At 71.9% G+C, this 26424-nt stretch carries 23 protein-coding genes; 15 read left to right on the top strand and 8 right to left on the bottom strand.

From position 1 onward, the window contains the following. Positions 1–7: 7 nt before the first annotated feature. A complete protein-coding gene (locus ACZ4D5_RS06355) occupies positions 8–643 on the bottom strand; it encodes a TIGR03085 family metal-binding protein (RefSeq protein ID WP_467771161.1) in 636 nt (211 codons plus the stop codon). 81 nt (positions 644–724) lie between these two features. Here ACZ4D5_RS06355 and hisI point away from each other — a divergent pair, with 81 nt between their 5' ends. The 11 genes from hisI to lgt all read left to right on the top strand — a co-directional run bounded on the left by hisI (position 725) and on the right by lgt (position 9460). Further along, positions 725–1111 (top strand): phosphoribosyl-AMP cyclohydrolase, encoded by a 387-nt coding sequence (hisI, locus tag ACZ4D5_RS06360; RefSeq protein WP_467771162.1) that lies wholly within the window; start codon positions 725–727, stop codon positions 1109–1111. An 11-nt stretch (positions 1112–1122) separates the two neighbouring features. Next, positions 1123–2640: an anthranilate synthase component I gene (locus ACZ4D5_RS06365; RefSeq protein ID WP_467771163.1), complete on the top strand. Its 1518-nt coding sequence runs from the start codon at positions 1123–1125 to the stop codon at positions 2638–2640. Positions 2641–2647: 7 nt separating this feature from the next. Next, positions 2648–3295 carry a TIGR02234 family membrane protein gene (locus ACZ4D5_RS06370; RefSeq protein WP_467771164.1) on the top strand — a complete coding sequence of 216 codons (648 nt, stop codon included), beginning with the start codon at positions 2648–2650 and terminating at the stop codon, positions 3293–3295. 131 nt (positions 3296–3426) lie between these two features. Beyond that, positions 3427–3648 carry an HGxxPAAW family protein gene (locus ACZ4D5_RS06375; protein WP_467771165.1) on the top strand — a complete coding sequence of 74 codons (222 nt, stop codon included), beginning with the start codon at positions 3427–3429 and terminating at the stop codon, positions 3646–3648. Positions 3649–3789: 141 nt separating this feature from the next. Further along, positions 3790–4215, top strand: a complete 426-nt coding sequence (locus tag ACZ4D5_RS06380; RefSeq protein ID WP_467771166.1) for a DUF2752 domain-containing protein — start codon at positions 3790–3792, stop codon at positions 4213–4215. A gap of 141 nt (positions 4216–4356) precedes the next feature. Further along, on the top strand, positions 4357–5166 hold the full coding sequence (gene trpC / locus ACZ4D5_RS06385; protein WP_467771167.1) for an indole-3-glycerol phosphate synthase TrpC: 810 nt from the start codon (positions 4357–4359) through the stop codon (positions 5164–5166). Positions 5167–5174: 8 nt separating this feature from the next. Continuing rightward, on the top strand, positions 5175–5336 hold the full coding sequence (gene trpM, locus ACZ4D5_RS06390; protein ID WP_467771168.1) for a tryptophan biosynthesis modulator TrpM: 162 nt from the start codon (positions 5175–5177) through the stop codon (positions 5334–5336). A 146-nt stretch (positions 5337–5482) separates the two neighbouring features. Next, on the top strand, positions 5483–6769 hold the full coding sequence (gene trpB, locus ACZ4D5_RS06395) for a tryptophan synthase subunit beta (protein WP_467771169.1): 1287 nt from the start codon (positions 5483–5485) through the stop codon (positions 6767–6769). Beyond that, positions 6766–7581: a tryptophan synthase subunit alpha gene (trpA, locus tag ACZ4D5_RS06400; RefSeq protein WP_467771170.1), complete on the top strand. Its 816-nt coding sequence runs from the start codon at positions 6766–6768 to the stop codon at positions 7579–7581. Before trpB ends, trpA begins: the two co-directional genes overlap by 4 nt. A 63-nt stretch (positions 7582–7644) precedes the next feature. Further along, positions 7645–8424 carry a DsbA family protein gene (locus ACZ4D5_RS06405; RefSeq protein ID WP_467771171.1) on the top strand — a complete coding sequence of 260 codons (780 nt, stop codon included), beginning with the start codon at positions 7645–7647 and terminating at the stop codon, positions 8422–8424. An 85-nt stretch (positions 8425–8509) separates the two neighbouring features. Further along, positions 8510–9460 carry a prolipoprotein diacylglyceryl transferase gene (gene lgt / locus ACZ4D5_RS06410; protein WP_467771172.1) on the top strand — a complete coding sequence of 317 codons (951 nt, stop codon included), beginning with the start codon at positions 8510–8512 and terminating at the stop codon, positions 9458–9460. Positions 9461–9557: 97 nt separating this feature from the next. On the opposite strand, the gene ACZ4D5_RS06415 is transcribed toward lgt, so the two are convergent. The 7 genes from ACZ4D5_RS06415 to ACZ4D5_RS06445 all read right to left on the bottom strand — a co-directional run bounded on the left by ACZ4D5_RS06415 (position 9558) and on the right by ACZ4D5_RS06445 (position 17494). Beyond that, the gene (locus tag ACZ4D5_RS06415) at positions 9558–10394 is read right to left on the bottom strand and encodes an HpcH/HpaI aldolase/citrate lyase family protein (RefSeq protein WP_467771173.1); all 837 of its coding nucleotides are present in this window, start codon (positions 10392–10394) and stop codon (positions 9558–9560) included. Beyond that, positions 10391–11614 carry a CaiB/BaiF CoA transferase family protein gene (locus ACZ4D5_RS06420; RefSeq protein ID WP_467771174.1) on the bottom strand — a complete coding sequence of 408 codons (1224 nt, stop codon included), beginning with the start codon at positions 11612–11614 and terminating at the stop codon, positions 10391–10393. The genes ACZ4D5_RS06415 and ACZ4D5_RS06420 overlap by 4 nt, the downstream gene beginning before the upstream one ends. Continuing rightward, positions 11611–12534 (bottom strand): ribokinase, encoded by a 924-nt coding sequence (rbsK, locus tag ACZ4D5_RS06425; protein WP_467771175.1) that lies wholly within the window; start codon positions 12532–12534, stop codon positions 11611–11613. The genes ACZ4D5_RS06420 and rbsK overlap by 4 nt, the downstream gene beginning before the upstream one ends. Continuing rightward, entirely contained in the window at positions 12531–13997 is a 1467-nt protein-coding gene (locus ACZ4D5_RS06430) for an ADP-ribosylglycohydrolase family protein (protein WP_467771176.1), read from the bottom strand. Before ACZ4D5_RS06430 ends, rbsK begins: the two co-directional genes overlap by 4 nt. Further along, positions 13994–15172, bottom strand: a complete 1179-nt coding sequence (locus ACZ4D5_RS06435) for an ADP-ribosylglycohydrolase family protein (protein ID WP_467771177.1) — start codon at positions 15170–15172, stop codon at positions 13994–13996. Before ACZ4D5_RS06435 ends, ACZ4D5_RS06430 begins: the two co-directional genes overlap by 4 nt. Continuing rightward, on the bottom strand, positions 15156–16322 hold the full coding sequence (locus ACZ4D5_RS06440; protein WP_467771178.1) for an ADP-ribosylglycohydrolase family protein: 1167 nt from the start codon (positions 16320–16322) through the stop codon (positions 15156–15158). Before ACZ4D5_RS06440 ends, ACZ4D5_RS06435 begins: the two co-directional genes overlap by 17 nt. Before the next feature lie 212 nt (positions 16323–16534). Next, entirely contained in the window at positions 16535–17494 is a 960-nt protein-coding gene (locus tag ACZ4D5_RS06445; protein ID WP_467771179.1) for an ADP-ribosylglycohydrolase family protein, read from the bottom strand. A 202-nt stretch (positions 17495–17696) separates the two neighbouring features. On the opposite strand from ACZ4D5_RS06445, the gene ACZ4D5_RS06450 reads away from it, so the two are divergent. From ACZ4D5_RS06450 to ACZ4D5_RS06465, 4 genes are all read left to right on the top strand, one after another. After that, positions 17697–18428 carry a VIT1/CCC1 transporter family protein gene (locus ACZ4D5_RS06450; protein WP_467771180.1) on the top strand — a complete coding sequence of 244 codons (732 nt, stop codon included), beginning with the start codon at positions 17697–17699 and terminating at the stop codon, positions 18426–18428. A gap of 308 nt (positions 18429–18736) precedes the next feature. After that, entirely contained in the window at positions 18737–23314 is a 4578-nt protein-coding gene (gene gltB / locus ACZ4D5_RS06455; protein WP_467771181.1) for a glutamate synthase large subunit, read from the top strand. After that, complete coding sequence (locus ACZ4D5_RS06460) at positions 23307–24767, top strand: glutamate synthase subunit beta (protein ID WP_467771182.1); 1461 nt, start codon at positions 23307–23309, stop codon at positions 24765–24767. Before gltB ends, ACZ4D5_RS06460 begins: the two co-directional genes overlap by 8 nt. A 365-nt stretch (positions 24768–25132) precedes the next feature. Next, positions 25133–26398: a sugar ABC transporter substrate-binding protein gene (locus tag ACZ4D5_RS06465; protein WP_467771183.1), complete on the top strand. Its 1266-nt coding sequence runs from the start codon at positions 25133–25135 to the stop codon at positions 26396–26398. Positions 26399–26424 lie beyond the last annotated feature (26 nt).

Consider the following 26424-nt stretch of genomic DNA (forward strand, 5'->3'; position numbering starts at 1 on the left):
GGGCGGCTCAGAGGCCCAGCTGCTTCGTCTCGTGCAGCGTGGCGATCGCGTCCTTGTCGCCGTCGAGCTCGACGTCGGCGACCTCCTGCCTGCCGTACACGAACATCAGCAGCTCCGAGGGCTCGCCGGTCACCGTCACCACCGGCGTGCCCCGGTGCGCCACCGCCGTCTGGCCGTCCGGGCGGCGCAGCACCAGGCCCACCGGAGCCTTGCGGCCCACCAGGCGGGCCGTGCGCTCCAGGCGGGACCACAGGGTGTCCGAGAAGACCTTGTCGAGTTCGCGGGGCGCCCAGTCGGGCTGCGCGCGGCGCACGTCCTCGGTGTGGACGTAGAACTCGACGGCGTTCGACAGCTCGTCGACCTGCTTGAGGGAGAAGGGCGAGAAGCGCGGCGGTCCCGTCCTGATCAGCTGGATCAGTTCCTCGTACGGCTTCGCGGCGAACTCGGCCTGCACCCGCTCCAGACGCCCGGCGAGCTGTTTGATCAGGATTCCGCCCGCGGCGTCCGCGCGGCGCTCGCGCACCACCACATGGGCCGCGAGGTCACGGGTCTTCCAGCCCTCGCACAGGGTGGGGGCCTCCGGGCCCCGCGCCTCCAACAGGTCGGCGAGGAGAAGTCGTTCACGCTTGGCATGGGTCGACATACCGCCAGCCTACGACCGCCCACCCGGTCCGGACAGTGGACGGCCGTCGGCCGGACCCGGCGAGCGCGGCACAATGGCCCCATGAGCAGCGTTCCCCCGCCCAGCAGCGGCCTCGACCCGGAGATCGCCGCGCGCCTCAAGCGCAGCGCCGACGGCCTCGTCCCCGCCATCGCCCAGCAGTACGACACCGGTGAGGTGCTGATGCTCGGCTGGATGGACGACGAGGCGCTGCACCGCACCCTCACCACGGGCCGCTGCACCTACTGGTCGCGCAGCCGCCAGGAGTACTGGGTCAAGGGCGACACCTCGGGACACTTCCAGTACGTCAAGGAAGTGGCCCTGGACTGCGACGCCGACACCGTCCTCGTCCAGGTCGACCAGGTCGGCGCGGCCTGCCACACGGGCACGCGCACCTGCTTCGACACCGACGTGCTGCCCGTGTCCGGCACCTCGGCGCCCGCTCAGTAGGGTCGGCTCCCATGGACCTCGAGACCTTCCGCAAGCTGGCCGCCGACCGCCGCGTCATCCCCGTCAGCCGCAGGCTCCTCGCGGACGGCGACACCCCCGTCGGCCTCTACCGCAAGCTCGCCGCCGAACGCCCCGGCACCTTCCTCCTGGAGTCCGCGGAGAACGGCCGCGCCGGGTTCCTGTGGTCCCGCTACTCCTTCGTCGGCGTGCGCAGCGCCGCCACCCTCACCGTCCGCGACGGCGAGGCCCACTGGCTGGGCAGCCCGCCCGTCGGAGTGCCCACGTCGGGCGACCCGCTCGCCGCGCTGCGCGCCACCGTCGAGATGCTGCACACCCCGCGCGACGTGGTCAGCGCCGACCAACTGCCGCCCTTCACCGGCGGCATGGTCGGCTACCTCGGCTACGACATCGTGCGCCGCCTGGAGAAGATCGGCCCGGGGGAGCGGGACGACCTGCGGCTCCCCGAGCTGACCATGCTGCTCACCAGCGACCTCGCCGTCCTGGACCACTGGGACGGCTCGGTCCTGCTGATCGCCAACGCGATCAACCACAACGACCTCGACACGGGCGTCGACGAGGCCTACGCCGACGCGGTCGCCCGCCTCGACGCCATGGAGAGCGACCTCGCCCGGTCCCTCTCCCAGCCCCCGGCCGCGCTCCCGCCCTCCGAGCTCCCCGAGTACACCGCGCTGTGGGGCGGCGAGCAGTACCAGGAGGCCGTCGAGGACATCAAGGAGCGCATCCGGGCCGGCGAGGCCTTCCAGGTCGTCCCCTCCCAGCGCTTCGAAACCCCCTGCACGGCAAGCGCGTTGGACGTCTACCGCGTGCTGCGGGCCACCAACCCGTCGCCGTACATGTACCTCTTCCGCCTCGACGGCTTCGACGTGGTCGGCTCCTCGCCCGAGGCCCTGGTCAAGGTCGAGGACGGCCGTGCCATGGTCCACCCCATCGCGGGGACCCGGCACCGCGGCGCCACCCCGCAGGAGGACCAGGCGCTCGCCGAGGAGCTGCTCGCCGACCCCAAGGAGCGCGCCGAGCACCTGATGCTCGTCGACCTCGGCCGCAACGACCTGGGCCGGGTCTGCGAGCCCGGCTCCGTCGAGGTCGTCGACTTCATGTCCATCGAGAAGTACTCCCACGTCATGCACATCGTCTCGACGGTCACCGGACAGGTCGCCGAGGACCGCACCGCCTTCGACGTGCTCACCGCCTGCTTCCCCGCGGGCACCCTCTCCGGCGCCCCCAAGCCGCGCGCGATGCAGATCATCGACGAGCTGGAGCCGTCCCGGCGCGGCCTGTACGGCGGCTGCGTCGGATACCTCGACTTCGCCGGCGACTCCGACACCGCCATCGCCATCCGCACCGCCCTGCTCCGCGACGGCACGGCGTACGTGCAGGCCGGGGCCGGGGTCGTCGCCGACTCGGACCCCGTCGCCGAGGACACCGAGTGCCGCAACAAGGCCGCCGCCGTGCTGCGCGCCATCCACACGGCGAACCGGCTGCACGGCAGTTCGGGCCGTGAGGGATAGTGGACGGGTGACTTCTGCAGTACCACCGCCCCGTACCGAGGCCCCGTCCGAGAGCCCGGCCCAGCGCGGCAGCAGGCGCAGCATCGCCGCCGCGCTGCTGCTCGGCGCCGTCGGCGCGGCCCTCGCGCTGCTCGCGTCCCGCCAGTCCTGGGCCCACGGGACCGTGTCGGTGGCGGGCGGCAAACTGCCGCTGACCGCCAACGGCGGCGACGTCACGGGCGTGCCCGCGGCCCTCGCGATAGTGGGCCTCGCCGCGCTCGTCGCCGTCTTCGCGGTCCGCCGCACCGGTCGCGTCCTGGTCTCCCTGCTCCTCACGCTCAGCGGCGCGGGCACCGTGGCCGCGGCCCTGCTCGGCGCGGGCGACAGGGACGCCCTCGACGAGAAGGCCGCCACCGCCTCCGGCGACGCCGCCGCCACCATCGGCGACCTCACCCACACCGGCTGGCCGTACGCCGCGGCCGCCGCGGGCGCGCTGCTCCTGCTCGCGGGGCTGCTCGCGCTCACCTACGGCCGCTCGTGGCCCGCGATGTCCGGGCGCTACGAGCGCGACGGCACGCCCAGGCCCCGCAAGGCCCGCCGCGCCCCCGACCCGGAGCGGCCCGAGGAGATGTGGAAGGCGCTCGACCGCGGCGAGGACCCCACCCGCGGGGGGTGAGCGGCGCGACGCGCGAAGCGTGACCCCGCGCTCACGGCATACGCGCGGGTACGGGACAATGAGCGGGAGCGTCCGACCCGCGCGGTGACGTACCATCCACCACCACGCACACAGCCAACGAGGAGCAAGTCATGTCCAGCCACGGACACACCCCGGCCGCCTGGACCGGTGTCATCATCGCCTTCATCGGTTTCTGCGTCGCGGGTGCCTTCATGGTGATGGCCAACGTGCCCGGGTTCTGGGCCGGCATGGCCATCATCGCCATCGGTGGCCTCGTGGGCGGCGCCATGCGCATGGCGGGCCTCGGCCAGGCCAAGCGCCCGCAGCGTCAGGTCGCGCGCTCCGAGAGCTGATCTTCGTCGTACGCGAGCCGTACGCACGTCGCACATGAAGAGGCGGTCCGGCAGCAGCCGGGGCCGCCTCTTCGCGCGTCACCGGCACCCGACGCGCGCAGCCACCGGGCGGCGGGTCCCGGGGCGGGGCAGAATGCACGGGTGACCGCCGAAACCGAGCGCGCCGCGCCCGCCGTCCTGACCCGCCTGCTCGTGCCCGCCGGGCTGCTCGCCGCGGTCGCGGGCGCCTTCGCGTACGTCGGCGTGGTCGACCCCAACGAACCCGGTCACTACCCGGCCTGCCCCCTGCTGCGCCTCACCGGCATCTACTGCCCCGGCTGCGGCGGCCTGCGCAGCGCCCACGCCTTCGTCCACGGCGACATCGCGGCGGCCCTCGGGGCCAACGCGCTCGCCGTCGTCGGGTACGGCGTCTTCGCCGTGGTGTGGACCGTATGGGTGGTCAAGGCGGTGCGCGGGCGGCCCCTGCGAATCGCGTTGGGGCCGGTGCAGCTGTGGGGTTTCGGCGCCCTGGTCGCGGTCTTCACCCTCGTGCGCAACCTGCCGTTCGGATCCTGGCTGCACCCTTGAACGCGCAGGCCACGGGGCCGGTGAATGTCCAGGTCGTGGGACGGGCGTCAACCGGATGCGGGGCCTTCGCCCTCCTGCGGATACCATCGCAGTGACCAGCTTGAACGTCAGCTTCAACCGTCAGGGAAGGGGGCCGCTCGCGTGAGTGTGCTCGACGAGATCATCGACGGAGTCCGTGCCGACCTCGCGGAGCGGCAGGCGCGCGTCAGCCTCGACGAGCTCAAGGAGCGCGCGGCCAAGGCTCCCGCGGCCAAGGACGGCGCGGCAGCCCTGCGCGGCGACGGCGTCAAGGTCATCTGCGAGGTCAAGCGCTCCAGCCCCTCCAAGGGCGCGCTCGCCGCGATCGCCGACCCCGCGGGGCTCGCCGCCGACTACGAGGCGGGCGGCGCCGCCGTCATCTCCGTGCTCACCGAGGAGCGCCGCTTCGGCGGCTCGCTCGCCGACCTGGAGGCCGTCCGGGCCAAGGTCGACATCCCGGTGCTCCGCAAGGACTTCATCGTCACCTCGTACCAGCTGTGGGAGGCCCGTGCGTACGGCGCCGACCTCGCGCTGCTGATCGTGGCCGCCCTGGAGCAGCCCGCCCTGGAGTCCCTCATCGAGCGTGCCGAATCGATCGGCCTCACGCCGATCGTCGAGGTGCACGACGAGGACGAGGCCGAGCGCGCCGTCGACGCGGGCGCCCGTGTCATCGGCGTCAACAACCGCGACCTCAAGACCCTCAAGGTCGACCGCTCCACCTTCGAGCGCATCGCGCCCGAGCTGCCGGACGGCGTCGTCAAGATCGCCGAGTCCGGTGTGCGCGGGCCGCACGACCTGATCGCCTTCGCCAACGCGGGCGCCGACGCGGTGCTCGTGGGCGAGTCCCTGGTCACCGGCCGCGACCCGAAGGCCGCGGTCTCCGACCTCGTCGCCGCGGGCGCGCACCCGGCGCTGCGCCACGGACGGGGCTGACCTTCCCGATGTCCCTTGCCGCCCGCCTCGCCCCCGGCTGCCGCCCCCGCGGCTGCCGGGCCCCCGCACGCCGTGTGCGGGGCAGGCGCGTGCGGTACCACATCGGTTCGGAACCGGGCCAGATTCCTGGGATGCGATGGCGACGGCGCCTTGAGCGCCGTCCGAGCTGAGTGAAGCGCCCCGTCAGGGGCGCGGGGAACTGCGCGATCAGCCCACCACGAGCTGCAGTCGCAAGGGACCCGTGACCAGCAACGGCGCCAAGGCGTACTCATGCCGAAATGCACACGCCAACGCCAAGCATCAGCGAGGTTTCCGCATGCCCAGCGAGTACTTCATCCCGGACCCGGAGGGTCAAACCCCCAGCGCCGAAGGCTACTTCGGCGCATTCGGCGGCAAGTTCATCCCGGAGGCCCTGGTCGCCGCCGTGGACGAGGTCGCCGTCGAGTACGACAAGGCGAAGAGCGACCCCGCCTTCGCCGCCGAGCTGGACGACCTGCTCGTCAACTACACAGGCCGTCCCAGCAGCCTCACCGAAGTCCCCCGTTTCGCCGCGGAAGCGGGTGGCGCCCGCGTCTTCCTCAAGCGCGAGGACCTGAACCACACCGGCTCGCACAAGATCAACAACGTGCTCGGCCAGGCCCTGCTCACCAAGCGCATGGGCAAGACCCGCGTCATCGCCGAGACCGGCGCGGGCCAGCACGGCGTCGCCACGGCCACCGCCTGTGCGCTCTTCGGGCTCGAATGCACCATCTACATGGGCGAGATCGACACCCAGCGCCAGGCCCTGAACGTGGCCCGGATGCGCATGCTGGGCGCCGAGGTCGTCGCCGTGAAGTCGGGCAGCCGCACCCTCAAGGACGCGATCAACGAGGCGTTCCGCGACTGGGTCGCCAACGTGGACCGCACGCACTACCTCTTCGGCACCGTCGCGGGACCGCACCCCTTCCCGGCCATGGTCCGCGACTTCCACCGCGTCATCGGCGTCGAGGCCCGGCGCCAGATCCTGGAGCGCGCCGGACGCCTGCCCGACGCCGCGATCGCCTGCGTGGGCGGCGGCTCCAACGCCATCGGCCTCTTCCACGCCTTCATCCCGGACACGGACGTACGCCTCATCGGCTGCGAGCCCGCGGGGCACGGCGTCGAGACCGGCGAGCACGCGGCCACGCTGACGGCGGGCGAGCCGGGCATCCTGCACGGCTCCCGCAGCTACGTCCTCCAGGACGAGGAGGGCCAGATCACCGAGCCCTACTCGATCTCGGCCGGACTCGACTACCCCGGCATCGGCCCCGAGCACGCCTACCTCAAGGACAGCGGCCGCGGCGAGTACCGCGCCGTCACCGACGACGCGGCGATGCAGGCCCTGCGGCTCCTGTCCAGGACCGAGGGCATCATCCCGGCCATCGAGAGCGCCCACGCGCTCGCCGGTGCCCTGGAGGTCGGCAAGGAGCTCGGCAAGGACGGGCTGATCGTCGTCAACCTCTCCGGGCGCGGCGACAAGGACATGGACACGGCCGCCCGTTACTTCGGCCTGTACGACACGGACGCCACCGTCGACGCGGACGCGTCCGCCACCGGTGCGGAGATCGAGGGGGACGCCAAGTGAGCGGCAACATCCAGCTGTTGAGCGACACCCTCAAGGCCGCGAAGGCCGAGGGCCGTTCCGCCCTCATCGCCTATCTGCCCGCCGGTTTCCCGACGGTCGACGGCGGCGTCGAGGCGGTCAAGGCCGCCTTCGAGGGCGGCGCCGACGTGGTCGAGGTGGGCCTGCCCCACTCCGACCCGGTCCTGGACGGCCCGGTCATCCAGACCGCCGACGACATCGCGCTGCGCGGCGGCCTCAAGATCCGCGACGTGATGCGCACGGTCCGCGAGGCCTTCGAGGCGACCGGCAGGCCGGTGCTCGTCATGACGTACTGGAACCCCATCGACCGCTACGGCGTCGAGCGCTTCACCGCCGAGCTCGCCGAGGCGGGCGGCGCCGGCTGCATCCTGCCCGACCTGCCCGTGCAGGAGTCGGCGCTGTGGAGGGAGCACGCCGAGAAGCACGGCCTGGCGACGGTCTTCGTCGTCGCGCCGAGCAGCAAGGACGAGCGGCTCGCCACGATCACGGCGGCGGGTTCCGGCTTCGTCTACGCGGCCTCCCTGATGGGTGTCACCGGCACCCGTGCCTCGGTGGGCGAGCAGGCGCAGGAGCTGGTGCGGCGCACCAAGGCCACCACCGACCTGCCGGTCTGCGTCGGGCTCGGCGTCTCCAACGCCCGGCAGGCCGCGGAGGTCGCGGGCTTCGCCGACGGCGTGATCGTCGGCTCGGCCTTCGTGCAGCGGATGCTCGACGCCCCGGACGAGGCGGCGGGACTGGCCGCCGTCCGCGCCCTCGCGGGTGAGCTCGCGGACGGCGTACGCGGCAAGGCCTAACCCATACGGGTGGACCTGGGACCGGGGAGGCACGCTCGTGCCTCCCCGGTTCGTTGGCGGGGTGTGAGCGAGAAGAACCGTGAGGGAAAGCGTGCGGCCCGCGAGCGGCTGGCGGAAGAGCGAGAGCGGCAGAAGAGCCGGGACAAGCAGCGCCGGGCGCTGATCGTCGGCGCCGCAGTGGTAGGAGTTCTGGGTCTGGCCACAGTGGTGGGCCTGCTCGCCTCCAACTCCGGAGACGACAAGAGCGACACATCGGGCCCGGTCGTCGTCCCCAAGGGGGCGAACGGCAAGGACCAGCTGTCGATCCCCCTCGGCAAGGACAGCGCCAAGTCGACCCTCACCATCTGGGAGGACTTCCGCTGCCCCGCCTGCAAGCAGTTCGAGGACGCCTACCGCTCGACGATCAATGAACTGGCCGACAAGGGCCAGCTGAAGGTCGAGTACCACTTGGCGACGCTCATCGACAACAACCTCCGCGGCGAGGGCTCCCTGCGCGCGGCCAACGCCGCGGCCTGCGCCCAGGACGTCGGCAAGTACCCGCCGTACCACGACGTGCTCTTCAAGAACCAGCCCGAGGAAGCGGACGACGCCTACGCCAAGAACAGCAGGCTCATCGAGCTCGCGGGCGAGGTCGACGGACTGGTCACGGACTCCTTCAAGAAGTGCGTGGAGGACGGGAAGCACGACAGCTGGGTCGGCAAGTCCGACAAGGCCTTCCGGGACGCGAAGCTGCAGGGCACGCCCACCGTGCTGCTCGACGGCAAGAACATCTTCGGGGACCAGAAGAACCCGCTGACGCCTCAGAAGCTGAAGAAGATGGTGGAGGACGCGAACAAGGGCTAGCGGCTGGGGCCGGTGCGCCTGTTATGGAGCCGTAGCCGGGCTGGTTGCCGTCCCCGCCGCCCGGCACGGTAGCGTCGGACCTGCCATGGACCTTGCCTTCATTCCCAGTCCGTCGCGCGGTGTGGTCGAACTCGGCCCCATTCCGCTGCGCGGCTACGCGTTCTGCATCATCATCGGCGTCTTCGTGGCCGTCTGGCTCGGCAACAAGCGGTGGGTCGCCCGCGGGGGCCAGTCCGGCACCGTGGCCGACATCGCCGTGTGGGCCGTGCCGTTCGGCCTCGTCGGCGGGCGTCTCTACCACGTGATCACGGACTACCAGCTGTACTTCAGCGAGGGCCGTGACTGGGTCGACGCCTTCAAGATCTGGGAGGGCGGCCTCGGCATCTGGGGCGCGATCGCGCTCGGCGCGGTCGGCGCGTGGATCGGCTGTCGCCGCCGCGGCATTCCGCTGCCGGCCTGGGCCGACGCGCTGGCTCCCGGCATCGCCCTCGCGCAGGCCATCGGCCGCTGGGGCAACTGGTTCAACCAGGAGCTGTACGGCAAGCCCACGGATCTGCCCTGGGCGCTGAAGATCACTTCGGCGGAGGACGGCCGGGTTCCCGGCACGTACCACCCGACCTTCCTGTACGAGTCCCTGTGGTGCATCGGCGTCGCCGTCCTGGTCATCTGGGCCGACCGCCGCTTCAAGCTCGGGCACGGGCGGGCGTTCGCGCTGTACGTCGCCTCGTACTGCGCAGGGCGCGGCTGGATCGAGTACATGCGGGTGGACGACGCCCACCATGTCCTGGGCCTGCGCCTCAACGTCTGGACCGCGATCGTCGTCTTCGTGCTGGCCGTGGTGTACCTCGTGGTGTCGGCGAAGATCCGGCCCGGCCGGGAGGAAGTCGTGGAACCGGCGGCGGTTGCCGGTGCCTCTGGCGGTGACGGTTCCTCGGAGGGGGCTTCGAAGGCTGAGGGTGAGTCCTCGGAGGACGGCACGGAGAGCAAGGCGAAGGACGAGGCGAAGGACGAGGCCAAGTCCGTCGACAAGAGCTGAGGCTCTTTGGTCGTACGTCGACGGGGCCGCCGGATCGATCGATCCGGCGGCCCCGTCGTGTTGCCGGTCGGGTGAGGGTGGGGGGGGCTGGCGGGCGTCAGGTGATGCGTTCGGCCAGGGCCAGGACCCTCCTCGCCCCCTCCACCACCGCCTTGTCCACGAAGCGGCCGTCCGGGAGGGCCAGGGCGCCCTCGTCCGTCGCTGCCGCCTTGGTGATCTCCTCGGCCTTCTCGATCTCCTCGGGGGTGGGGAGATAGGCCCGTTCGATCACCGGGAGCTGGCGGGGGTGGATCGCCGCACGGCCGAGGAAGCCGAGCGCGCGGCCCCGGGCGCAGGACGCGATGAGGCCCTCCAGGTCGCGGATGTCCGGGTGGACCGACTGCGTCGGCGGCGCGAGGCCCGCCGCCCGCGCGGCCACCACGACGCGGGAGCGCGCCCAGTCGAGGCCCGTCTCCTCACGCACCCCCAGGTCGGCGCGGAGGTCGGCCTCGCCGAGGGAGATGCCGTGCAGGGCCGGGTGCGCGGTGGCGATGGCGAAGGCGTGCTCCAGGCCGAGCGCCGACTCGATCAGGGCGTGCAGGGCGGGGGGCTCGGCGGTGGCGAGAGCCGTGCGGTCGGCGACCCGGACGACCTCCGCACGGCTGACGACCTTGGGCAGTCGCAGGCCCGCGACGCCGGGCAGCGTGGCGACCGCGCGCAGGTCCGCCTCGGCCAGCGGGCCGTCCAGGGCGTTCACGCGGACGTGGACGGGCAGCGGCTGGGGCTCGGAGAGGAGTTCCGCCGTCGCCGAACGCGCGTACTCCTTGCGGTCGGGGGCGACCGCGTCCTCCAGGTCGACGATCACCACGTCGGCGCCCGCGTGGAGGGCCTTGGCGACCACGTCGGGCCGGTCCCCGGGAACGTACAGCCAGGTCAGGGGGAGCGCGGCGGTCACAGGGCGCCCTCCTTGCGCAGGGCGGTGATCTCCCGTTCCGTCAGCCCGAGTTCGGCCAGGACCGTGTCCGTGTCGGCGCCGTGCGGGCGGCCCGCCCAGTGGATCGCGCCGGGGGTCTCGGAGAGGCGGAAAAGGACGTTCTGCATGCGCAGCGGGCCGAGTTCCGGGTCGTCGACCGTGGTGATCGTGTCCAGGGCCGCGTACTGGGGGTCGGTCATGACGTCGCGTACGTCCTGGATGGGGGCGACGGCCGCCTCCGCCTTCTCGAAGGCCTCGACGACCTCGGTGCGGGTGTGGCGGGCGATCCAGCCGCCGACCGCCTCGTCGAGGACGTCCGCGTGGCGGGCCCGGTCCGCGCCCGAGCCGAACCACGGCTCGTCGATCAGCTCGGGGCGGCCGACCAGGCGCATCACGCGTTCCGCGATCGACTGGGCGGAGGTGGAGACGGCGACCCACCTCCCGTCCGAGGTGCGGTAGGTGTTGCGGGGCGCGTTGTTCGTGGAGCGGTTGCCGGTGCGGGGCTGTACGTGGCCCAACTGGTCGTACCAGAGCGGCTGGGGGCCGAGGGCCGTGAGGATCGGCTCGATGATCGCCATGTCCACCACCTGGCCCTCGCCCGTGCGGTCGCGGGCCGCGAGCGCCGTCATCACCGCGTACGCCGTCGCAAGGCCCGCGATCGAGTCGGCGAGCCCGAACGGGGGCAGGGTCGGGGGCCCGTCCGGATCGCCGGTGATCGCGGCGAAGCCGCTCATCGCCTCGGCGAGCGTGCCGAAGCCGGGGCGGCGGGCGTAGGGACCGAACTGGCCGAAGCCGGTGACGCGGGCCAGGACCAGGCGGGGGTGGGCGGCGTGCAGCTCCTCCCAGCCCAGGTCCCACTTCTCCAGGGTGCCGGGCCGGAAGTTCTCGATGATCACGTCGGCGGTGGCGGCCAGGCGCAGGAGGGTGTCGCGGCCGCCGGGCGCCGACAGGTCCAGGGTGATCGTGCGCTTGTTGCGGCCGAGCAGTTTCCACCACAGGCCGACCCCGTCCTTCGACGGGCCGTGGCCGCGGGAGGGGTCGGGGCGTGTGGGGTGCTCGACCTTGATGACGTCCGCGCCGAAGTCGCCGAGCATCGTGGCGGCGAGGGGGCCCGCGAAGAGGGTGGCGAGGTCCAGGACGCGGAGGCCGGCGAGGGGCGGCGTCGCGGCAGGGGGCGCTGTCGTGGCAGAGGGCGGTGTCATGAGGGGGTGCCGTTCGCCTGGGCGTCGATCTCCGTGCGGTACGGCATCGATTCCGAAGCCCCCGGGCGCTGCACGGAGAGCGCGGCCGCCGACGAGGCCCACGCCAGCGCGTCCGGCACGGAGTTGCCCTCGGCGAGTGCCACGGCGAGGGTGCCCGCGAACGTGTCGCCCGCGCCCGTCGTGTCGACTGCCGTGACCCGCTCGGCCTCGACCGTGACCGGTTCGGTGCCGCGCGCCGCGTACAGGCTGCCGCGCGAGCCGAGCGTGATGACGACCTCGGGGACCTGGGAGAGCAGGGCGCGGGCCGCGGCGTGCGGGTCATCGGCGATGCCGGTGAGGGCGGCCGCCTCGTGTTCGTTGGGCAGCAACAGGTCGACGGCGGCGAGGAGTTCGGGCGGCAGGGGCTGCGCGGGGGCGGGGGTCAGGACGGTGCGCACGCCGTGGCGGCGGGCGGCCTCGGCGGCCGCGAGCACCCCCTCGACCGGCACTTCCAGCTGGAGCAGCAGGACGTCGGCGGAGGCGATCAGGCCCTCGTCGCCGGGGGCCAGGGCGGTGACGGTGCCGTTGGCGCCGGGGATGACGACGATCGCGTTGCCGCCCTCGTCGTCGACGACGATGTGCGCGGTGCCGGTCGGCGTCTCGACGGTGCGCAGGAGGTCCGTGTCGACGCCGGAGTGGTCCAGGGCGGTGCGGAGCTGGGTGCCGAAGGCGTCGGTGCCGACCGCGCCGATCATCGAGACGGTGGCGCCCGCGCGGGCCGCCGCGACGGCCTGGTTGGCGCCCTTGCCGCCGGGAACCGTGCGGAACTCGCGTCCCGTCACGGTCTCCCCGCGCTCGGGGGCCTTGGCGACGTACGCGACGAGGTCCATGTTCGCGCTGCCGAGTACGGCGATGTGGGGGGTCTTCGTCGGGTCTGTCATGGGCGGTGTGCCTCCCGGGCGGTGAGTTCTGCGAGGGTGTCGAAGCCGATGCCGTTGAAGTCGCCGACGGACGTGGCGAGTCGGTTCTTGAGCGGGGCCGTCCAGCGGTCGGGGAGCGCGTCGGGGCGGCCCGCGAGCAGACCCGCGATCGAGCCCGCGGTCGCGCCGTTCGAGTCGGTGTCCCAGCCGCCGGAGACGGCGCGGGTGATGGAGCCGGTGAAGTCGCCGTCGGCGTGGGTAAGGGCGGCGGCGGTGAGGGCGGCGTTGGGGATGACGTGGACCCAGTGGTGGGTCGCGGCGTACGTGGCGTGGAGGGTGTCGACGACGTCGTCGAAGTCCCTTGTGGTGGCCGCGAGTTGGATGGCGTGGTGGACGGCTCGGGCCAGCCGGGAGTCCTCGGGGACGGTGGCGAGGCCGGCGCGGAGGCAGTGGTGGACGTCCGTGCCGCCCGCCGCGGCCCGCGCGATCGTGGCCGCGGCGAACATCGCGCCGAAGACGCCGTTTCCGGTGTGGGTGAGGGCGGCGTCCCTGCGGGCCTGTTCGGCGGCGGCCCCGGGGGCGCCGGGGTTGGTCCAGCCGTGTACGTCGGCGCGGATCAGGGCGCCGATCCACTCGCGGAAGGGGTTGTGGTGGGTGGCGGTGTGCGGGGGTTCGATGCCGTGGAGGAGGTTGCGGTAGGCGATGCGTTCGGCGGTGAAGGTGCGGCCCGCGGGGAGTTCGTCGAGCCAGAGCCGCGCCACGTCCGCGGTGGTGAAGGTCTTTCCGTGGCGTTGGAGGAGGACGAGGTTCAGGAGGGGGTAGTTGAGGTCGTCGTCCTCGGGCATGCCGTCGATGTTCTCGGCGAGGGAGGTTCTTGCCGAGCGGCGGTTCCAGGGGTACGTGGCTTTGAGGGCGGGCGGGAGGCCCCGTTCCGTGAACCAGGTGCGCAGGGGGCGGTTTCCTGTGGCTTCGGCGAGGCTTCGGATGGCGGCGAGGGGGAGCTTTTCCACGGGTTTACCGAGGAGGCAGCCTGCGGCCCGCCCTAGCCAGCCGGCGTGGAGGCGGTGCTGTAGGTCGTGCGGGGTGGGGGCCTGCTTTTCCGGTACTCGGCACCGGGGGTTGTGCCCACCCTTCCCCAAGCTCTCGGCTTCGCTCGAGCAGGGGAGACCCCACTCGCCGTGCGGAACGCCTGCCCGCAACGGGGGCGGCGGCGGTGGTTGTGGGGGTGGGGTGTCGTCGTGCGGGACGTCTGCCCGCACGGGAGGCGGGGGCGGCGGGGATAGCTCGGCCAGGAGTTGTTCTGCCAGGGCTCGAAGGTGCTTTGGCGCCGGCGTGGGGGACGCGCCCGCTGTCGGGGGTGCCAGGTGGCCGCCTGCCTGCAGCCAGCGGGTCCGTGCCGATGTCACGTCGCGGCCCTCCTGGGCCGACTGGATCAGTTCGTGGCCGATCAGGTCTTCCGGCTGGACCCAGGTCAGGCGGATCACGGCGTGGCCGTCAGGGACGCGAAGGACGACTCGTGGGACCTGCGGCGGTGGACGTCGCGGGCGTGGATCTCCTCGGTGACCTCGGTGAGTGCTGCCGCCGGGGCGTGCAGGTCGAGGCGGCTGGCCTCGGCGACCCGCTTCGTCCAGTCGGCGGGGATCGCGGGCTCGCCGCGCAGGGCGCCCACGATCGCGCCGCTCATCGTGGCGATGGAGTCGCAGTCGCGGCCGTAGTTGACCGAGCCGAGGACCGTACGGCGGTAGTCCGCCTCGCCCACCAGGAGCATGCCGAGGGCGACGGGGAGTTCCTCGACGGCGTGCAGGCGGGAGGGGCGGCGGGCGCCGAGGGACGGGGCGCGGTAGTCGGGGCCGACCGTGTCGAAGGGGGCGACGGCGGCGCGGATCGGGGCGAGGGCCGTCTCGAAGTCCCGGTGTCCCGCGGCCACTTCGGCCACCGCCTCGATCGCGGCGCGCGTGCCGTCCTTCGCGAGGCCCAGGCACGTCTCGACCACCGAGCCCGCCGTGGCCCCCGGGGTGCAGGCCGCCGCGACCGCCGCCGCGAAGACGCCCGCGGCCTCGCGGCCGTACGAGGACTGGTGGGCGCCCGCCACATCGAGCGCCTCGGCGTACGCCCCCGCCGGGTTGGCCGCGTTGACCAGGCCGACCGGCGCCATGTACATCGCCGCGCCGCAGTTGACGATGTTGCCGTTGCCGGCCTCGCGCGGGTCGACGTGGCCGTAGTGGAGCCGGGCGACGAGCCACTTCTCGGCGAGGAAGATCCGCTGGAGGGGGAGCGCCTCGGCCTCCAGCTCCGGGATCCAGCGCGGTGCCGTCATCAGATCCGGGACCAGGTGGTCGGCGACGGAGTAGGCGTCCAGGTGGTCCCGGACGGTGGTGTAGACGCGTACGAGCGCATGGGTCATCAAGGTGTCGTCGGTGACGTGCCCGTCGCCCTTGTGGTACGGCGCGATGGGGCGGGCGGTGCGCCACTGGTCGCCGTTCCAGGGGCCGACGATGCCCTGGACCCGGCCTCCGTGGCGCTCGGCGATCTGCTCGGGGGCGTATCCCTCGACGGGGCCGCCGAGGGCGTCGCCGACCGCGGCTCCGACGAGGCTGCCGGTGATGCGGTCCGCCAGGCCGATCGTGCTGGTCGTGGGCTTCCTATGGGTGGGCTTCATGTCGGGATTGTCCACCTGTGGCGGCCAGTTCCGCGGCTGCCAGGTGCCCGGCGAGTTCCACCAGGTCGGTGCCCGCGAGGCGGGGGAGCGCGCAGCCGGAGAGCGTGCGGCAGGCGTCGCGCCAGGCCTCGGGGATCGCGGCCGAGGTGCCGAGCGTGCCGGTCAGTGCTCCGGCGAGGGCGGGGGCGGAGTCGGCGACGCGGGACAGGCACGCGGCGGCGGGTACGGCCTCGGCGATGCGGCCGCGGGCGGCGGTGGTCAGGGCGAGGGCGACGGGGACGGTCTCGGCGGCGGCGATGCCGTAGCTGTAGACGTGGTCGACGATCTGGTGCTCGAGGAGCGGTACGAGGGCGAAGGCGCCGTCGTTCGGGTGGGCGGCGCGGGCGAGCTTGACGGCGTGCCGGGCGTTGCGGCCGATCTCCGTGTGCTCGGGGAGCTGGGCGAGGGCGGCGTCCACCGCGGTGTCGACGTCGGCGCCGCCGAGGGCGGTGGCGGTCGCCGCGGCCATGGCGCGGGCGCCGTGCACGCCGTCGCCGTCCTGGGTGTAGCGGGCGTCGAACTCCGCGAGGGCGGCGGCCTGTTCGGGGGCGCCGGGATGGACGCAGGCGAGTACGCAGGCGCGTACGCAGGCGGCGTCGTCGAAGTAGTGGGGGTTGTCGTGGCCGGTGGCCGGTGGGCGCAGGCCCGCGGCGAGGTTGCCGAGGCCGGCGCGGACGGAGATGCGGGCGCGGAGGGGCAGGACGGCGGATTCGACTTCCGGGGCGCGGGCGGAGGCGGCGGCGACCTCGGCGGCGAGGGTGGACCAGGCGAGGTCCAGGGCGGTGCGGGGGGTGAGGGGGGTGGTTGCCGCGTGGAGGAGGGCCTCGGCGGTGAAGGCCGCCCACTCGGCGTCGTCGGAGGGGCCGAGGCGCAGGGGTTCGGGGGGTTGGTTCAGGGCGATGGGGACGGGGAGGGTGGTGGTGGCGTTCTGCTCGGCGAAGGTGTCGAGTTCGCGGGTGAGTCTTCGGGTCCACTCGGGCATGCGGGCGGCTCGGTGTCTGGCCGCGGGCCATCCGGCGGCGTCGCCTGCGGCCAGGCCCAGGAGGAGGCCCTCCAGGTGCGGTGCGGAAGCGTTGTCCTGGCGGGGGCTTCGTGGGTCGGCACCCGGCATCAAGGGCTGTGCCCACCCGTTCCGCCGTGCGGAACGCCTGCCCACAGCCGGGACGGCCTGGTGCGCCTTCGTGGGTGCGGAACGCCTGCCCACAGCGGGGGCGGGAGCGGCTGGGGCGTTCTCGGCCGGCACGGAGGGCCTGTCCGCCGCCGGGTGAACGGGTGGGTGGGTGGGAGGGATCCGCCCCGGAGCGGCGGGGTTTTCCTCGGTCATCACGCCTCCCCGTCAGGGATCAGCAACTCCGCGATGTCCAGCACGTGATGCCCCCGCATCGAGGGAAGGCAGCTGCCTCGCGCCGGGCCGATCGCCGTGGACCAGGGCTGGGGGATCGCCGAGGCGCCGCACGCGGCGCCGGAGAGCGCGCCGGCCACCGCCGCCGTGGTGTCCGCGTCACGGCCCATGTTGACGGCGGTCAGCACGGCCGCGGAGAAGTCGCCGCGCGCCGCCGCGTACGCCCCGAAGGCCAGGCCCACCGCCTCCGGCGCGAGGTCCGTCCAGGGATAGCCGCCGATCACCACGGCGGAGCGCACCGCGCGTTCGCCGAGGTGGGCGACCGCCACCGCGCGCCGCAGCGAGCGGGACGTCCAGCAGTCCTCGGGGATGACGGAGAGGGCGGCCTCCACCACCGACCGCACCGGTTCGCCCGCCATCGCCGCCGCGACGCCCGCCGCGACCGCCTGCCCGCCGTAGATGCCCTCGCCGTCATGGCTCACCGAGCCGTCGATCGCCACGAGCCGTGCCGCTTCGGCGGGTTGACCCGAGGCGAAGACCCCGAAGGGAGCGGCCCTCATCGCGAGCCCGTCGCTCCATGCGTGCCGGTGCTGGGCCGAGATGGGGGCCGTGAGACCGCGCCGCAGGTTCTCCAGCGTGCCGCGCTCGCTGAAGCCCGCGCCCCGGAAGGGCCCTTCGTCCAGGTCCGCGATCCACTGGTGCCAGGCCCGTTCGACGTGCCCGACGGTCAGCGCCGAGCCGTGCCGCGCGAGCAGCAGGCCCGAGAAGATCGCGTACTCCGTGTCGTCCGTACCGGCCGGGTGCTCGGCGACGTATCCGGTGATCCGCCCCCAACGGGCCCGGATCTCGGACGGTTTCATGTTCTCCGCGGGCGCACCGAGCGCGTCGCCGACGGCGAGGCCGAGCAGCGCGCCGCGCGCCCTTTCCTGGAGGTCGCTCACGTCCGTATACCTGCCACGCGGCGCCCGGTGCACGAGCCTCCGGGGGGTCTACGTCACCCCTTCGGCACTCCTGGGACAGGGCCGGAAACCAGCCGCCAACACCCGCGTTTTCGCAGGTAAGTACGGCCTTCCTTGCTGGCGGGAGATTTTTTTCGCGCGTACTTTCGAGGTCGTCCAAGCACATTGAGGGGGCTTCACCACCATGGCGATCATCGAGACCGAAGCGGCACTGCACGAGGCGCACCGCGACAACCACACCCACCGTGACGTGAACGGTGGCTGGCTGCGTCCCGCCGTCTTCGGGGCGATGGACGGACTCGTCTCCAACCTGGCGCTGATGACCGGCGTCGCGGGCGGCGCCGCCTCGCAGCAGACCATCGTCGTCACCGGCCTGGTGGGCCTGGCCGCCGGTGCCTTCTCCATGGCCGCGGGCGAGTACACCTCGGTGGCCTCCCAGCGCGAGCTGGTGCAGGCCGAACTGGACGTCGAGCGGCGCGAGTTGCGCAAGCACCCCAAGGACGAGGAGCGGGAGCTCGCCGCGCTCTACGTCTCGCGCGGCGTCGAGCCCGAGCTGGCCCGCGAGGTCGCCCGGCAGCTGTCGAAGGACCCCGAGCAGGCCCTGGAGATCCACGCCCGCGAGGAGCTCGGCATCGACCCGGGCGACCTGCCCTCGCCGACCGTGGCCGCAGTGTCGTCCTTCGGCTCGTTCGCGCTGGGTGCCCTGCTCCCCGTACTGCCGTATCTGCTCGGTGCCACCGTGCTGTGGCCCGCGCTGCTGCTCGCGCTCGTCGGGCTCTTCGCCTGCGGCGCCGTGGTGGCCAAGGTGACCGCGCGGTCCTGGTGGTTCAGCGGCCTGCGGCAGCTGGCGCTCGGCGGTGCGGCGGCGGGTGTGACGTACGCCCTGGGCAGCCTGTTCGGCACCGCCGTAGGATGACCCGCTGCAGGCCTATACGGGACCTTGTATAAGTAGCCGTTACTCGGCGGTTTCGATTCCATGACCACCGGGCATGAGCCGTAAGCGCTGCGGGCAATGAGGCCTGTGTCGCTTTGGGCCTTCGGCCATTGATCTGTCCGCAAAGGTCCCCTCTGAACCGCTCCCCACCTCCCCGAGCGGTGTCCACATGGTGGAATGGAGTATCCGCTTTTCGAGAAGCGTTCCATCATGTAACCTGCACGAAATTTCGCCAGGGCCAACGTCGTCCCTCGCCTTCTGCATATGCCACGACGACGACGGGAGTGCCGATGCGTACCCACGCCTGGTCGCCCATGGACGGTCGCCCCGCCCCCCAGGGGATGTACGACCCCCGTAACGAACACGACGCCTGCGGTGTCGGGTTCGTGGCCACCCTCACCGGTGTTGCCAGCCATGAGCTGGTCGAACAGGCGCTGACGGTACTGCGCAACCTCGAGCACCGCGGGGCCACGGGCTCGGAGCCCGACTCCGGCGACGGCGCCGGAATCCTGCTCCAGGTCCCGGACGCCTTCCTGCGCGAGGAGGCCGGATTCGAGCTGCCCGAGGCCGGTGCCTACGCGGTCGGCATCGCCTTCCTGCCGGTCGACACCGCAGGCACCACCGACGCCGCGGTCTCACAGATCGAGACGATCGCCTCGCAGGAGGGCCTGACCGTCCTCGGCTGGCGCGACGTCCCGGTCGCCCCCGAGCTGCTCGGCGCCACGGCCCGCTCGACGATGCCCGTCTTCCGGCAGCTCTTCGTCGCCGACGGCGACACCAAGGGCCTTGAGCTGGACCGCAAGGCGTTCGTGCTGCGCAAGCGCGCCGAGCGCGAGGCCGGGACGTACTTCCCCTCGCTCTCCGCCCGCACGATCGTCTACAAGGGCATGCTGACCACCGGCCAGCTGGAGCCGTTCTTCCCCGACCTGTCCGACCGCCGCTTCGCCACGGCCGTCGCGCTCGTCCACTCCCGCTTCTCGACGAACACGTTCCCGAGCTGGCCGCTCGCGCACCCGTACCGCTTCGTGGCGCACAACGGCGAGATCAACACCGTCAAGGGCAACCGCAACTGGATGCGGGCCCGCGAGTCGCAGCTCGCCTCCGACCTCTTCGGCCAGGAGAAGCTGGACCGGATCTTCCCGATCTGCACGCCGGACGCCTCCGACTCCGCGTCCTTCGACGAGGTGCTCGAACTCCTGCACCTGGGCGGGCGTTCGCTGCCGCACTCGGTCCTGATGATGATCCCGGAGGCCTGGGAGAACCACGCCTCCATGGACCCGGCCAGGCGCGCCTTCTACCAGTTCCACTCCACGATGATGGAGCCCTGGGACGGCCCGGCGTGCGTCACCTTCACCGACGGCACCCAGGTCGGCGCCGTCCTCGACCGCAACGGCCTGCGCCCCGGGCGCTACTGGGTCACCGACGACGGCCTCGTCGTCCTCGGCTCCGAGGTCGGCGTCCTCGACATCGACCCCGCGAAGGTCGTCCGCAAGGGCCGCCTGCAGCCCGGCAGGATGTTCCTCGTCGACACCGCCGAGCACCGCATCGTCGAGGACGACGAGATCAAGGCCGCCCTCGCCGCCGAGAACCCGTACCAGGAGTGGCTGGAAGCCGGCGAGATCGAGCTCTCCGACCTGCCCGAGCGCGAGCACATCGTGCACACGCACGCCTCCGTCACGCGCCGCCAGCAGACCTTCGGCTACACCGAGGAGGAGCTGCGCGTCATCCTCGCGCCGATGGCCAGGACCGGCGGCGAGCCGCTCGGCTCCATGGGTACGGACACCCCGATCGCGGCCCTCTCCGAGCGCCCGCGGCTGATCTTCGACTACTTCACCCAGCTCTTCGCGCAGGTCACCAACCCGCCGCTGGACGCCATCCGCGAGGAGCTCGTCACCTCGCTGCACTCCTCGCTGGGCCCGCAGGGCAACCTGCTCGACCCGAGCGCCGCGTCCTGTCGCAGCGTCACCCTGCCCTTCCCGGTGATCGACAACGACGAGCTGGCCAAGCTCATCCACATCAACGCCGACGGCGACATGCCCGGCATGAAGGCCGCGACGCTCTCCGGCCTCTACCGGGTCGGCGGCGGCGGCGACGCGCTCGCCGACCGCATCGACGAGATCTGCGCCGAGACCGACGCCGCCATCGAGGCGGGCGCCCGTCTGATCGTGCTCTCCGACCGGCACTCCGACGCCGAGCACGCGCCGATCCCCTCGCTGCTGCTCACCGCGGCCGTCCACCACCACCTCATCCGCACCAAGCAGCGCACCGAGGTGGGCCTGCTGGTCGAGGCGGGCGACGTGCGCGAGGTCCACCACGTGGCCCTCCTCATCGGCTACGGCGCCGCGGCCGTCAACCCCTACCTCGCGATGGAGTCCGTCGAGGACCTCGTCCGCGCAGGCACGTTCCTGCAGGCCGATGAGAACGGCGGAGCCGAGCAGGCCATCCGCAACCTCATCCACGCCCTCGGCAAGGGCGTCCTGAAGGTTATGTCCAAGATGGGCATCTCGACCGTCGCCTCCTACCGCGGCGCCCAGGTCTTCGAGGCCATCGGCCTTCAGCAGTCCTTCGTGGAGCGGTACTTCGCGGGGACGACGACGAAGATCGGCGGCGCCGGTCTCGACGTCATCGCCCAGGAGGTCGCCGCCCGGCACGCCAAGGCCTACCCGGCCTCCGGCGTCCCCTCCGCGCACCGCGCCCTGGACATCGGCGGCGAGTACCAGTGGCGCCGCGAGGGCGAGCCGCACCTGTTCGACCCGGAGACGGTCTTCCGCCTCCAGCACGCCACGCGCAATCGTCGGTACGACATCTTCAAGCAGTACACGGACCGCGTGAACGAGCAGTCCGAGCGCCTGATGACGCTGCGCGGACTCTTCGGCTTCAAGTCCGGCCGCCCGTCGATCCCCGTCGACGAGGTCGAGCCCGCCTCCGAGATCGTCAAGCGGTTCTCGACCGGCGCCATGTCGTACGGCTCGATCTCCCGCGAGGCGCACGAGACCCTCGCCATCGCCATGAACCAGCTGGGCGGCAAGTCCAACACCGGTGAGGGCGGCGAGGACCCGGAGCGTCTGTACGACCCGGCGCGCCGCTCCTCCATCAAGCAGGTCGCGTCCGGCCGCTTCGGCGTGACGAGCGAGTACCTCGTCAACGCCGACGACATCCAGATCAAGATGGCGCAGGGCGCCAAGCCCGGCGAGGGCGGCCAGCTGCCCGGCCACAAGGTGTACCCGTGGGTCGCCAAGACGCGTCACTCGACGCCCGGCGTCGGCCTGATCTCGCCGCCGCCGCACCACGACATCTACTCCATCGAGGACCTGGCCCAGCTGATCCACGACCTCAAGAACGCCAACCCTTCGGCCCGCATCCACGTGAAGCTGGTCTCCGAGGTCGGCGTCGGCACGGTCGCCGCGGGTGTCTCCAAGGCGCACGCGGACGTGGTGCTCATCTCCGGCCACGACGGCGGCACGGGCGCGTCCCCGCTCACCTCGCTCAAGCACGCCGGTGGCCCCTGGGAGCTCGGCCTCGCCGAGACCCAGCAGACCCTGCTGCTCAACGGCCTGCGCGACCGCATCGTCGTGCAGACCGACGGCCAGCTGAAGACGGGCCGCGACGTCATCGTCGCCGCGCTGCTCGGCGCCGAGGAGTTCGGTTTCGCGACCGCGCCGCTCGTCGTCTCCGGCTGCGTCATGATGCGCGTCTGCCATCTGGACACCTGCCCGGTCGGCATCGCCACGCAGAACCCGGCGCTGCGGAGTCGCTTCTCCGGCAAGCCCGAGTTCGTCGTGAACTTCTTCGAGTTCATCGCCGAGGAGGTCCGCGAGATCCTCGCCGAGCTCGGCTTCCGCTCGATCGAGGAGGCCGTCGGCCACGCAGAACTCCTCGACACCACGCGGGCCGTCAGCCACTGGAAGGCGCAGGGCCTGGACCTGGAGCCGCTCTTCCACGTGCCCGACCTGCCGTCCGGCGCCGTGCGCCACCAGATCACGGTCCAGGACCACGGTCTGGAGAAGGCGCTCGACAACGAGCTGATCAGGCTCTCCGCCGACGCGCTCGCCGCGTCCAGCGCCACCGACGCGCAGCCCGTCCGCGCGCAGGTCGCCATCCGCAACATCAACCGCACGGTCGGCACCATGCTCGGCCACGAGGTGACGAAGAAGTTCGGTGGCGCGGGCCTGCCCGACGACACCATCGACATCACCTTCACCGGGTCGGCGGGCCAGTCGTTCGGCGCGTTCGTGCCGCGCGGTGTCACCCTCCGCCTCGAAGGCGACGCCAACGACTACGTGGGCAAGGGCCTTTCGGGCGGCCGCATCGTCGTCCGTCCCGACCGCGGCGCCGACCACCTCGCCGAGTACTCGACGATCGCGGGCAACACCATCGCGTACGGCGCGACCGGCGGCGAGCTGTTCCTGCGCGGCCGCACCGGCGAGCGCTTCTGCGTCCGCAACTCCGGCGCGACGGTGGTCTCGGAGGGCGTGGGCGACCACGGCTGCGAGTACATGACCGGCGGCCACGCGGTGATCCTCGGCGAGACGGGCCGCAACTTCGCGGCCGGCATGTCGGGCGGCATCGCGTACGTCGTCGACCTGGACCGCGACAACGTCAACGCCGGGAACCTGGCGGCGATCGAGCCCCTCGACGAGACCGACAAGCAGTGGCTGCACGACGTCGTGCGCCGCCACCAGGAGGAGACGGGCTCGACCGTCGCCGAGAAGCTGCTCGCGGAGTGGTCCGTTTCGGTGGAGCGCTTCAGCAAGATCATCCCCAGCACGTACAAGGCAGTGCTCGCCGCCAAGGACGCCGCCGAGCGAGCCGGTCTCTCCGAGACCGAGATCACCGAGAAGATGATGGAGGCGGCGACCAATGGCTGATCCCAAGGGCTTCCTGAACCACGGCCGTGAGGTCGCGCAGACCCGCCCGGTCGGCGAGCGCGTCAAGGACTGGAACGAGGTCTACGTTCCCGGTTCCCTCCTCCCGATCATCTCCAAGCAGGCCTCGCGCTGCATGGACTGCGGCATCCCCTTCTGCCACAACGGCTGTCCGCTGGGGAACCTGATCCCGGAGTGGAACGACTACGCCTACCGCGAGGACTGGCAGGCCGCGTCCGAGCGGCTGCACGCGACCAACAACTTCCCGGAGTTCACGGGCCGGCTCTGCCCGGCCCCGTGCGAGGCGGCGTGCGTGCTCGGCATCAACCAGCCGGCCGTCACCATCAAGAACGTCGAAGTCTCCATCATCGACAAGGCGTGGGACGCGAACGACGTCAAGCCGCAGGCGCCCGAGCGGCTCTCCGGCAAGACCGTCGCCGTCATCGGCTCGGGCCCGGCGGGCCTGGCCGCCGCCCAGCAGCTGACCCGGGCCGGCCACACGGTCGCCGTCTACGAGCGCGCCGACCGCATCGGCGGCCTGCTCCGCTACGGCATCCCCGAGTTCAAGATGGAGAAGCGGCACATCAACCGCCGCATCGAGCAGATGCGCGCGGAGGGCACCAAGTTCCGCACCGGCGTGGAGATCGGCCGCGACATCGACGCGGCGAAGCTGCGCAAGCGGTACGACGCCGTGGTCATCGCGGCGGGCGCCACGACCGCCCGCGATCTCCCCGTTCCCGGGCGGGAGTTGAAGGGCGTCTACCAGGCGATGGAGTACCTCCCGCTGGCCAACAAGGTCCAGGAGGGCGACTACGTCACCACGCCCGTCTCCGCCGAGGGCAAGCACGTCGTCGTCATCGGCGGCGGCGACACCGGCGCGGACTGCGTGGGCACCGCGCACCGCCAGGGCGCGGCCTCCGTGACCCAGCTGGAGATCATGCCGAGGCCGGGCGAGGACCGCGCCCCGCACCAGCCGTGGCCGACCTTCCCGATGCTGTACAAGGTCACCTCGGCGCACGAGGAGGGCGGCGAGCGGGTCTACTCCGTCTCGACCACGCACTTCGAGGGCGACGAGGACGGCAACGTCCAGTTCCTGCACCTCATCGAGGTGGAGTTCGTCGACGGCAAGCTGACCCAGAAGCCCGGCACGGAGCGCAGGATCCCCGCCCAGCTGGTCACGCTCGCCATGGGCTTCACCGGCACGGACCGCGAGAACGGCCTCGTGGACCAGTTCGCCCTGGAGCTGGACGAGCGCGGCAACGTCGCGCGCGACGGCGAGTTCCAGACGAACGTGCCCGGAGTCTTCGTCGCCGGCGACGCGGGCCGCGGCCAGTCGCTCATCGTCTGGGCGATCGCCGAGGGCCGCTCCGCGGCGCGCGGCGTGGACCGCTTCCTCACCGGTGCGAGTGATCTTCCGGCCCCGATCCGCCCGACGGACCGTGCCCTGACGGTCTAGCCCGTACGGTTCCTTCGCGTACGGACCCGTCCGTACGACCTCTCATACGTCCCGCACAACGGTGTGCGGAACTGACGCGGCGCCCGCTTTGTCCCCGACCGGACGGAGGCGGGCGCCGTGGCGTTCGCGGCCGTCCCCGTCGCGGCGGCGCGGCGCGGACCGACGCGGCGCCGTGACGCATGCGTTGCGTGGTGCGCAACGGCATGAGCGTATGTTGCGTCAGTCGCAACCCTCATTACGGTTCGGCCGCTTATCCCAATGGGTCTAGACCGCCCCTGTCCTGTGTGACCACAATCGCTCCCACCAATCGGAACCTGGAGGGGGCCGGCATGAATCGACGTGTCATCGCCGCTGGTTGTATCGCCTTGAGTCTCGGACTGACCGCCACGGCGTGCGGTGGCGATGACGGCGACAAGGGGGACGAGGCCACCGACGGCAAGGGCAAGACCCTCACCGTCTGGATCATGGAGGGGACCAACCCCGACGCACGCCCGTTCTTCGAGGAGGCCGAGAAGGCCTTCCAGAAGAAGACCGGCGCCAAGATCAAGGTCGAGTACCAGCAGTGGGCCACCGCCCAGAAGAAGTTCACGACCGCCATCGAGGGCGGCGAGGACCAGGTGCCCGACGTCGCGGAGGTCGGCACCACCTGGGTGCCGCAGTTCGCCGAGACGGGCGCCCTTGTCGACGTCACCGACCAGGTGAAGAAGTCGGGCCTGAACGACGACCTCGTCGAGGGCCTCAAGGACGCGGGCACGCTCGACGGCAAGCAGTACGGCATGCCGTGGTACGCGGGCGTCCGCTCCATCGTCTACCGCAAGGACATCTTCGAGAAGCACGACCTGAAGCCCCCGACCACGTGGAAGGAGCTCCGGGCGACCGCCAAGACGCTCAAGGAGAAGGAGCCGAAGCTCGTCTCCTTCCCGGTGGCGGGCGGTGCCGAGATGTTCGCGACGCCCTTCATCTGGGGCGCGGGCGGCGAACTCGCCACCGAGTCCGGCGGCAAGTGGAAGTCCGGCATCAACTCGCCCGAGGCCGTCAAGGGCATCGAGTTCTACACGGACCTCGCCACCAAGGACAAGGTCTCCCCGGCCAAGGTCAACACCTGGACGGAGAAGGAGGTCGGCGACGCCTGGAACAAGGGCGAGGTCGCCATGGCCATCGGCGGCAACTGGACCCCGAAGGCCATCGTCGACAAGAACCCGGACCTCAAGGGCAAGCTCGGCGCGGTGCCGATCCCGGGCGAGAACGGCGGCATGAGCAAGTCCTTCCTCGGCGGCTCCTACCTGTCCACGTTCGACACGAAGAACCAGGACCTCGCCTGGGAGTTCGTGAAGCTGGTGACCACCGGTCAGTTCGCGGCCAAGTGGGCCGAGGAGACCAACTACTTCCCCGGCCAGAACTCCGAGCTGAAGAAGATCGAGGCGAAGAAGGACCCGCTGGTCGAGCCGTTCGCCAAGCAGATGCTGGAGGCCGGCGCGACCGTCCCGAAGACCAAGTCGTACGGCGAGATCCAGGCGTCGAAGGTCATCCCGGGCATGATCCAGTCGATCCTCACCGGCAAGTCGTCCGTCAAGGACGCGGCGGACAAGGCCGCGAAGGACATGGACGCGATCTTCGCCAAGGACGAGTAGGCGAGGGCGAGTTCGCCACCGTCAAG

This window comes from Streptomyces sp. NPDC025651, assembly GCF_055558735.1.